Genomic DNA, 9094 nt, shown 5'->3' with positions numbered 1-9094 from the left:
CCGCCTTGGCCGCCGGTGCCGCAGCGGGCTTCGCTGCCGGGTCGGTCGCGGTGGAGCGGGCCAGGGCCGAGTACGGCGCCCACACCGTCGCCGGGTCGGCGGTCATCGGGGACTGAAGGGTCTGTCCACCCCTGATGCTCAGACCCTTGAGGGTGAGGTGCCCGCCGGGGCCGACGTTGAGGATGCGGAAGTAGTCGGCGGTGGCCTCCCGACCGACGGTCGTGTGCTCGCCCTTCAGGGTGATGGGCTGGGTGATCACCGGCAGGCCGTTGCCGTCCTGGTTGCGGGTCAGGGTGTAGGTGCAGCCCTTGGCCAACTCCAGTACGCCACCATCGTCGTTGTTCGCGAACGTGACGGCCTGGATCAGCTTGTCCGTGTCACACGGGACCTGCCTGGTGCGGTCCTTCTCGTCGCGCTTGTCGTCCTGGCGCTTGTCGTCCTGGCGTTTGTCGTCCTTGCCGGACCGGTCGTCGAAGCCGCTCCAGTCGTCGCCGCTCCACTCGTCGTCGTCCCGAGCGTCGGCCTCCTTGGCGCCACCTTCGTCCGCGCCTCCGGCGTCGCTGACGTTCTGCCGGTTGGTCGACGGCTGCGCGTCGGAGACCTGGTCGGATTTGGGCTTGTCATCCCTGGCGGCCACGCCGCCGAGGGCCGCCAGACCGACCACACCGGTCAACCCGGCCACGCCGGCGACCCACAGCGCCCGCCGTCGTCGTGTCGGCGGAGCTGTCGAGGCACCGCCGTCGGTACTCGTTACGTCGTTGGACATCAGAGCCTTCCGCCCTTTCCTACTACCAGACGGGGTCGCACCGCCTGAGGCGCCACGACCAGCTACAAATGGGTTGCAGCCTCTGATCCCCACCGTATGAGAACCATCTTCGCGATGCGGACGTATCCGAGATAACCCCGCATTCGGCTCAGGTTGGATGACGCCGGTCAAGCAGCCCGAGCTGGTGGAAAGGGTGTGAGCAGCGCAAACACCGGCTCTGCCGGGTGAATCGCAGCCATTGCGGGACCGGGCATCGCCCGCCCGCCGGCCTGCGCGCCGCCCGCCGCCCGCGCCGAGGGCGTGATCCACTCGCGTTCACGGATAAGGCGGTATCGCGGCGGTCTGGATGGCGCGTTTCCGTGAAGCCGAGTGGATCACGGGGGTGGTCTGCTGGCTGGGGGGTGCTGGCGGGCCCCTGGTGTAGTCCGTTGGGCGCGCCGAGGGCGTGATCCACTCGGGTTTCGGAAAAGGGCGGTGTCCGGGGGGTCTGGATGGCGCGGTTTCCGTGAAGCCGAGTGGATCACGGGGATCGGTCTTGGTCGGCGGCGCCGTCTGGGGCCGGCCGGTGGCCCGGGCGGCGTCGGGACCGGCGCTCGGTCGGGCCGGTGGTCCTGTCGACACCGGTGCCCCGGCGCTGGGTCGGGCCGGTGTTCCTGTCGACACCGGCGCCCCGGCGCTGGGTCGGGCCGGTGGTCCTGTCGACACCGGCGCCCCGGCGCTGGGTCGGGCCGGTGGTCGTCGACAACGACGCACCGACGCCGCCGGGCCGATGGTCGGCTGGCGGCGGCGCCGGTGTGGTGGTCGGGCTGCGGGGCTGGTGCGGCGGTCAGCCGGGCAGGCGGGGACCTGCCTCGCGCTGCGCGGCCAGCCAGGTCTCCACCTCGTCGGAGGTGCGGGGCAGCCCGGCCGAGAGGTTCACCGCGCCGGTCGCGGTGACCAGCACGTCGTCCTCGATCCGGATGCCGACGCCGCGCAGCTCGGCGGGGACCAGCTCGTCCTCCGGCTGGAAGTACAGCCCCGGCTCGACGGTGAGCACGTAGCCCTCGCCCAGCGCGCCGTCGCGGTACGTCTCCTTGCGCGCGTTCGCGCAGTCGTGCACGTCGATGCCGAGCATGTGGCCGAAGCCGTGCAGCGTCCACCGCCGGTAGACCGTCGACTTCTCGTCCATCGCCTCGTCCACGCTCACCGGCAGCAGACCCAGCTCGGACAGGCCCTCGGCGAGCACCCGCATGCAGGTCAGGTGGACGTCCTTGAACTTCACCCCGGGGCGGATGGCCTCGATGCCGGCCTGCTGTGAGGCGTACACGATGTCGTAGACCTGACGTTGCAGGGCGGTGAACCGCCCGCTCACCGGCAGCACCCGGGTCACGTCCGCGGTGTAGAGGTTCTTGCCCTCGACACCCATGTCCATCAGCAGCAGGTCACCCGGCCGGGTGGCGCCGTGGTTGTGCACCCAGTGCAGGATCGTGGCGTGCTCGCCGGCACCGACGATCGAGCTGTAGCCGATGTCGTTGCCGTCGTGCCGGGCCCGCAGCGCGAAGACACCCTCCAGGAGCCGCTCGGAGACCGCGCGGTCCGCCGGGAGGATCCGGGCCACGTCCTCGAAGCCGCGGACGGTGGCGTCGATCGCGTCCTGGAGTTGGCCGATCTCCCACTCGTCCTTGACCAGCTTCATCTCCGAGATGGCGATCGCCAGCTCCCGGTCGCGAGCCGGCTGCCCGTCGGTGCGCGGGCCGTCGTAGGCGCGCACGGCCGCGTCCACCTGGGCGTCGAAGCCGCGCAACACCCGGGTACGCCCCGGCGCCAGGTCGGCGAGCGTCGCCTCCAGGCCGGTCAGGTCGGAGGTGGGCAGGCCCAGCTCGGTCGACTTCTCGCTGAGCGTGTGCCGCCGGCCCACCCACAGCTCGCCGTTGCGGCTGCGGAAGAACTCGTCGGTCTCCCGGGAAGACCGGGGCCGCATGTACAGCATCGCGTCGTGCCCCGAGCCGTTCGGGCGCAGCACCAGCACGCTGTCGGCGTCGTGGTCGCCGGTCAGGTAGGCGAAGTCACTGCCCGGGCGGAACGGGTAGTCGGTGTCGTTGGCCCGGACCTTCTCGGTGCCGGTGGGGATGACCAGCGTCTCACCGGGGAAGGCCGCGGAGAGCGCGGCACGCCTCTTGGCGTAGTTGGGCGTCTCCGGCCGGGGCGACACGGGAAGCGCGGTGTCGCGCCAGCCCTGCCGCATGAACGACAGGAACGCCTCCGGGAAGTCCGGATCGTGCGATTCCGTGCCGTCCGTCGGCGTACCGTCGGTTTGTCCCTCGGCCATTGAGCCGCTCCCTCCGCGTCGTTGCTGATCCCGACGGTACCGCGCCGCCCGGTTCGCGCTGACGCCCCCGGGAGTCGGGCGGATCGACGGACGGCTGCGACGGGCCGACAGCGCGCGTGGAAAGATGACCACCATGTGCGGACTTCTGGCCTTCTTCAGCGCGAACGGTAATGCCGCCGCGCATCGCGACCACATCGCCGGAGCGTTGGAATGCCTGCACCACCGTGGCCCCGACGAGACCGGGGTCGAGGTGGTCGGCGACGCTTCCGGCCGGTACGCGGACGGCGTGTTCGCCCACAAGCGGCTGGCCATCATCGACGTCGCGTCGAGCCACGAGCCGCTGCCCTACGCGAACGGCCGTTACCTGCTCACCTTCAACGGTGAGATCTACAACTACATCGAGCTGCGCGAGGAGTTGATCAGGAACTTCGGCGCGCAGTTCGCCACCGCCGGCGACGGCGAGGTGATCGTCGCGGGCTACCACTTCTGGGGCGAGCAGGTGCTCACCCGGCTGCGGGGCATGTTCGCCTTCGTCATCTGGGACCGGCAGGAGCGGCGCGCGTTCGGTGCCCGCGACTACTTCGGCATCAAGCCCATGCACTACCTGGAGACCGCCGACGGCCTCTACCTGGCGTCGGAGAAGAAGGCGCTGCTGCCGTTCGCGCACAGCAACTACCAGGGCGACGCGGGCGTCGACACGGCCAACCTGAGCCACTACCTGACGTTGCAGTACGTTCCGGAGCCCGGCACCCTGCACAAGGGCATCAGCCGGATCGGCTCGGGGGAGTACCTGAACTGGACCCCGGGTGGGCGCATCGACGTGCGCCGGTGGTACCGGCCGGTGTTCCGGCCGGCGCCGGTCGACGACGAGCAGAAGCTCTACCACGAGATCCGGGAGACGCTGCGGGAGAGCGTGCGTATGCACATGCGCTCCGACGTGCCGGTCGGCTCGTTCCTGTCCAGCGGCATCGACTCGACCGCGGTGGTGGCGCTGGCCCGGGAGTTCAACCCGAACATCCTCACCTTCACCGTCGGCTACGACGTACCGGGATATTCGGAGATCGACGTCGCCCAGGAGTCGGCGCGGCACCTGGACGTCACCACCATCCCCACCAAGATCGGTCCGCAGGACATGATCGACGCGCTACCGAAGATCGTCTGGCATCTGGACGACCCGGTGGCGGACCCGGCGCTGGTGCCGCTGTACTTCGTGGCCAAGAAGGCCGCCGAGCACGTCACGGTGGTGCTCTCCGGTGAGGGTGCCGACGAGTTCTTCGGCGGCTACACGATCTACCGCGAGCCGCTGTCGCTGGGCACCGTGAACGGCCTGCCCGGGGGGGTGCAGAAGGGTCTGCGCGCGGTCTCCAAGGCGATCCCGCAGGGCGTCAAGGGCAAGAGCTTCCTGGAGCGTGGCACCACCCCGATCGAGGAGCGCTACTACGGCAACGCCCGGATGTTCACCGAGGAGGAGAAGCAGCACCTGATGCGCCGCTACGACCCCTCGGTGCGCTACACCGACGTCACCGCCCCGATCTACGCCGAGTGCACCGAGCTGGACGACGTCACCAAGATGCAGTACGTCGACCTCTACACCTGGCTGCGCGGCGACATCCTGGTCAAGGCCGACCGGATCTCGATGTCGCACTCGCTGGAAGTGCGGGTGCCGTTCCTGGACCGCGAGGTGTTCGACGTCGCGGCGAAGATCCCGGTGGACCTGAAGCTGCCGCCGCGCTCCGACGCGACGAAGTACGCGATGCGCCAGGCGTTGCAGGGTGTCGTGCCGCCGGCCATCGTCAACCGCAAGAAGCTGGGCTTCCCGACGCCCACCCGGGTCTGGCTGCGCGGCGAGATGTACGAGTGGGCCCGGCACGTGCTCAGCACCTCGGGCGCGGGCGACCTGCTCGACCTGTCGTACGCGCTGCGGCTGCTCGACGAGCACAAGCGGGAGGAGGCCGACCACTCCCGCAAGGTGTGGACGGTGTTGATCTTCTGCATCTGGCACGCGATCTTCGTGGCCAAGACCCTCGACCCGGGCATCCAGCGCAACCAGTCCGCCCTGCTCACGAAGCCGGTGGTGGGCTCCATGGTCCGCTGACCCCGGCCCAACGGTCCGCTGACCCCGGCCCAACCCTGTCGATCAAGAGGTTTGCGTCATCCGGAGGGGTTCCGGTGACGCAAACCTCTTGATCATTTCAGGGGGTGGTTCAGGTGGTGGTTCAGGTGGTGGTTAGCGGCGGGCGCAGGTGACTGTGGGGAGCCCGTTTGTTCCTGACGCGCTGGCCAGGAAGCCGAACGTCGTGGTGCCTTCCGGCGCGACCGTGCCGTTGTAGGCCACGTTCGACGCCGTCACCGACGAGCCCGACGACGTCTGTGTCGCGCCCCAGATCTGACTGATCGACTGCCCGTTGGGCCAGGTCCAGCTCGCGGTCCAGCCGTTGAACGGCGTACTGCCGTGGTTCATGATCGTGACCTCGCCCTGGAAGCCACCCTGCCAGGCGCTGCTCACCTTGTAGGTGGCCATGCAGTCACCGCCGGACGGCGGTGGGGTGGTCGGGTCGGTCGGCGGATCCGTCGGGTCGGTCGGCGGGTCCGTCGGCGGGTCGGTCGGGTCGGTCGGCGTGCCACCCGGACCCACACCGGTGACCTGGCCGTTGCCGCCGTCGAAGGTCACGTCGGAGCAGCCGAAGAAGTTCTCCTGCGAGTCCGAGCGGACCCAGCGGGAGTAGATGATGTGCCGGCCACTCTTACCCGACGGCAGGTTGCCGCTGAAGTAGTAGTGCCCCTCGTTGCTGCCGACCGAGCCGCGCTGCGGAGGATTGGTCACCGTCAGGAACGGCTCCTCCAGGTCACTCCAGGCCAGGGCCCGGGTCGGGCTCCAGCTGTTCTTCGTCACGTAGAAGTAGAACGTGCCCGGGTGGTGCGCCCAGTTGCTGTACTTGAAGTCCAACCGCGCCCCGGCGGTCAGGTGGGTCAGCGGCCAGTCGGTGCGGGGCAGGTCGTAGCCACGGAAACCGGTGCTGCCGCCGCTGCACAGCTGCCCGTCCGGGATGAAGCCGGTGGTCCGGCCGCCAGCGTCGGAGCGCAGCACGCTGAACCAGTTGTAGAGCGAGTTCGCGCCGCTCTGCGCCACTGCGGCGGAGCACGCGGGGTTGTTCGGCCTGATCTCACCGGTCTGGCTGCGGCCGTCCTGCCAGCACAGGTAGGTCCGGCTGCCCGGGGTCATCGCCGCGCCGTGCGCGGCGGCCGGCTGTGGACTGGACGCCAGGGCGACGGCGCCCAGCGCGAGGGTCAGGGCCGCGGTGAGCAGTGCGGCCGTACGGGAACGGTTCACGGGTTCTCCTGACTCGCGAGGCGCGCAGCCCAAGCCGCCCCGCCGAAATCGGGTGGGATGTGGCGTGATCGCACCGCTGACGTGCGCGGTACGACGGGTCACGGCGACCTGCCCCGGCGGGAATCGGCCGGTGGACGTGCGCCGTCGACGGTCCGTGTCCTGGACCGTTGCCCTCGCGTCTGACGAACCCGGCAACCGGTGGCACGGCAGCCCTCGCACCGCCCGGTACGCGTCATCCCATCACGCCGCACCGCCCCAACGCAATAGTCGTTCCTCGATGGATCAAAAGACCCGTCAGCGGTCGGTACACGCCATATCCTGCGTACGGAAACGACGTGACGGAGAGGCGGCAGCGGGTGCCGGACGTGTTCGACGAGGCGCGCCGCCGTTGCCACGCCGGCGAGACGGTCGCCCTGGCCACGGTCGTGGCCACCTGGCACTCCGCGCCGCAGCCGCCCGGCGCGACCATGCTCGTCGCGGCCGACGGCACGGTCACCGGCAGCGTGTCCGGCGGCTGCGTCGAGGCGGATCTCTACGAACGGGCCCGCCGGGTGCTCGTCACCGGAGCACCGGAGCTGATCCGGTACGGCGTCAGCGACGACGACGCGTACGCCGTGGGCCTGACCTGCGGCGGTGCCCTCGACGTGTTCGTGGAGCGCGTCGACCCCGACGCCCTGCCCGGGTTGGACGCGGTCGCCGCCGCCCGCCGGGCCGCCCGACCGGCGGCGGTGGTCACCTGCGTGGCGGCCGATGCCGGCGGCTCACCAGCCGATGTCGGCGCCGCACCGGCCGACGTCGGTGATCCGCCGGGGCTCGGCGACGCGCCGGGCGCGCTGTCGACCGACCCGGCCGGGCGGTTGGGGCGGCGGCTGGTGCTGACCGACCAGCGGGTGATCGGCTCGCTCGGCGACGACCGGCTCGACGACGCCGCCAGCGCCGACGCCCTCGGGCTGCTCGCCGCCGGGCGCAGCGGAATGCTCCGGTACGGATACTCCGGGCAGCGCCGGGGCTCCGGCGTCAGCCTCTTCGTGACGGCGTACGCCACCCCGCCCCGGATGATCGTCTTCGGGGCCATCGACTTCGCCGCCGCCGTCGCCCGGATCGGCGCGTTCCTCGGCTACCGGGTCACCGTCTGCGACGCCCGGCCGGTCTTCACCACCGCGCGACGCTTCCCCGACGCGGACGAGGTGGTGGTGCAGTGGCCGCACCGCTACCTGCGTGCCGAGGCCGACGCCGGTCGGGTCGACGAACGCACAGCGGTGTGCGTGCTCACCCACGACCCGAGGTTCGACGTGCCGTTGCTGGAGGTGGCGTTGCGCCACCCGCTGGCGTACGTGGGCGCGATGGGCTCGCGGCGCACCCACGACGACCGGCTCAAGCTGCTGGGCGAGGCAGGGCTCACCGAGGCGCAGCTCGCCCGGCTCGCCTCCCCGATCGGGCTGGACCTCGGTGGTCGTACACCGGAGGAGACCGCGGTGAGTGTGGCCGCGCAGATCGTCGCGGCCCGGTGGGGCGGCACGGGCCGCCCCCTGGCGGCGCTCGACGGGCCGATCCACCGACCGGGGTAGCCGCCTTCGGCGCCCGGCAGGTAGCCCGCTGTGCCAGCCTGGTGCCACGGCGATCGGCGCGGCGGACGACGGTCGGTGGCGGTTGGCGACGACGAGAGGATCGGCATGGGATACGCGGTGGTGCTCGGCGAGGCGCTGGTCGACCTGCTCGACAGCGAGCGCGACGGGGAGCGCGTCTACCGGCAGGCGATCGGCGGCGGGCCGCTCAACGTCGCCGTGGGCGTGGCCCGCCTCGGCGGCGCGGCGCAGTTCGTCGGCTCGCTCGGCGACGACGTGCTGGGCGGCCGGATCCGCGCCTTCCTGAGCGCGGTCGATGTCGGGGTGGCCGGCGCGGTCACCGTGCCGGCGCCGACCACTCTCGCGGTGGTCACGTACGACGGACCGGAGCCCGACTTCCGCTTCTACGGCGAGCCGGTCTCCTACGGTCTGCTCGGCCCCGACGACCTGGACCTCGCGCTGCTGGAGGGCGCCGACGTGGTCTACAGCGGCTCCATCGTGTTGCTGCAACCCCGCACGCTCGCCGCCGCCCGACGCGCCTGGTCGCTCGCCACCGGTCTGCGGGTCTTCGACCCGAACGTGCGTCCCCGGCTGTTGGACGGGCCGGCCGCGCTGCAAGGGTTGCGAGAGGTGGTGGCCGAGTTCGCCGCAGGTGCGCACCTGGTCAAGCTGAGCGCCACCGACGCCGGGCTGCTCTACCCGGGTGAACCGGTCGAGGGGGTGGCGGCGTACCTGCGTGAGGTGGGCGCGGCCACGGTGGTGGTGACCCTCGGCGCGGCCGGTGCGGTGCTCGCCGCTGCCGACGCCGACCCGGTGCGGGTGCCGGCCCCCAAGGTCGACGCGGTGGACGCCACCGGTGCCGGTGACTCGGTGATGGCCGCGCTGATCGCCGACCTGCTCGTCGACGGCGAACCGGACTCCCCGGCAGGCTGGGTCGAGCGGGTCGCGTTCGCGCTGCGGGTGGCGGGCCTGGTCTGTGAGTCACCCGGGGGTGCCACCGCCATGCCGACGCGCGCCGACGTCGAGCGCCGCTTCGCAGGGTAGGCCCAGCCGTCGAGCACCGCTTTACGCCTGGGCCTCGCTGTCGGGCGTCGCCTGACGCCCTAGGTGTACTGACCACGGAC

5 protein-coding genes and 1 pseudogene are annotated in these 9094 nt (G+C 71.2%); 3 read left to right on the top strand and 3 right to left on the bottom strand.

The window, feature by feature from the left end:
• Nucleotides 1-766 (bottom strand): annotated as a pseudogene (locus LADH09A_RS31480) (right-handed parallel beta-helix repeat-containing protein); the annotation flags it as partial.
• 826 nt (nucleotides 767-1592) lie between these two features.
• Complete coding sequence (locus LADH09A_RS31475) at nucleotides 1593-3074, bottom strand: aminopeptidase P family protein (RefSeq protein WP_238649301.1); 1482 nt, start codon at nucleotides 3072-3074, stop codon at nucleotides 1593-1595.
• Between the two features lie 133 nt (nucleotides 3075-3207).
• Between LADH09A_RS31475 and asnB the strand changes: the two genes are divergently transcribed.
• Entirely contained in the window at nucleotides 3208-5169 is a 1962-nt protein-coding gene (gene asnB, locus LADH09A_RS31470; RefSeq protein WP_088951893.1) for an asparagine synthase (glutamine-hydrolyzing), read from the top strand.
• A 132-nt stretch (nucleotides 5170-5301) separates the two neighbouring features.
• Here the strand turns inward: asnB and LADH09A_RS31465 are convergent, their stop codons facing one another.
• Nucleotides 5302-6405: a lytic polysaccharide monooxygenase gene (locus LADH09A_RS31465; RefSeq protein WP_238649300.1), complete on the bottom strand. Its 1104-nt coding sequence runs from the start codon at nucleotides 6403-6405 to the stop codon at nucleotides 5302-5304.
• Nucleotides 6406-6740: 335 nt separating this feature from the next.
• On the opposite strand from LADH09A_RS31465, the gene LADH09A_RS31460 reads away from it, so the two are divergent.
• Both LADH09A_RS31460 and LADH09A_RS31455 read left to right on the top strand, forming a co-directional pair.
• Nucleotides 6741-7973 (top strand): XdhC family protein, encoded by a 1233-nt coding sequence (locus LADH09A_RS31460; RefSeq protein WP_372492394.1) that lies wholly within the window; start codon nucleotides 6741-6743, stop codon nucleotides 7971-7973.
• A gap of 105 nt (nucleotides 7974-8078) precedes the next feature.
• Nucleotides 8079-9014, top strand: coding sequence for a carbohydrate kinase family protein (locus LADH09A_RS31455; RefSeq protein WP_238649299.1), 936 nt, complete (start codon nucleotides 8079-8081; stop codon nucleotides 9012-9014).
• The last annotated feature ends 80 nt before the right edge of the window (nucleotides 9015-9094 follow it).

Source organism: Micromonospora cabrerizensis, from assembly GCF_022230955.1.
Lineage (GTDB): Bacteria > Actinomycetota > Actinomycetes > Mycobacteriales > Micromonosporaceae > Micromonospora > Micromonospora cabrerizensis.
Note: the sequence above shows the minus strand (reverse complement) of the source record. Positions and strands in the feature narration are given on the sequence as shown.

Excerpts from the sequence above, each read along its gene's own strand:
- LADH09A_RS31475 (WP_238649301.1), bottom strand. The coding sequence starts at position 3,074 with ATGGCCGAGGGACAAACCGACGGTACGCCGACGGACGGCACGGAATCG.
- asnB (WP_088951893.1), top strand. The coding sequence starts at position 3,208 with ATGTGCGGACTTCTGGCCTTCTTCAGCGCGAACGGTAATGCCGCCGCG.
- LADH09A_RS31455 (WP_238649299.1), top strand. The coding sequence starts at position 8,079 with ATGGGATACGCGGTGGTGCTCGGCGAGGCGCTGGTCGACCTGCTCGAC.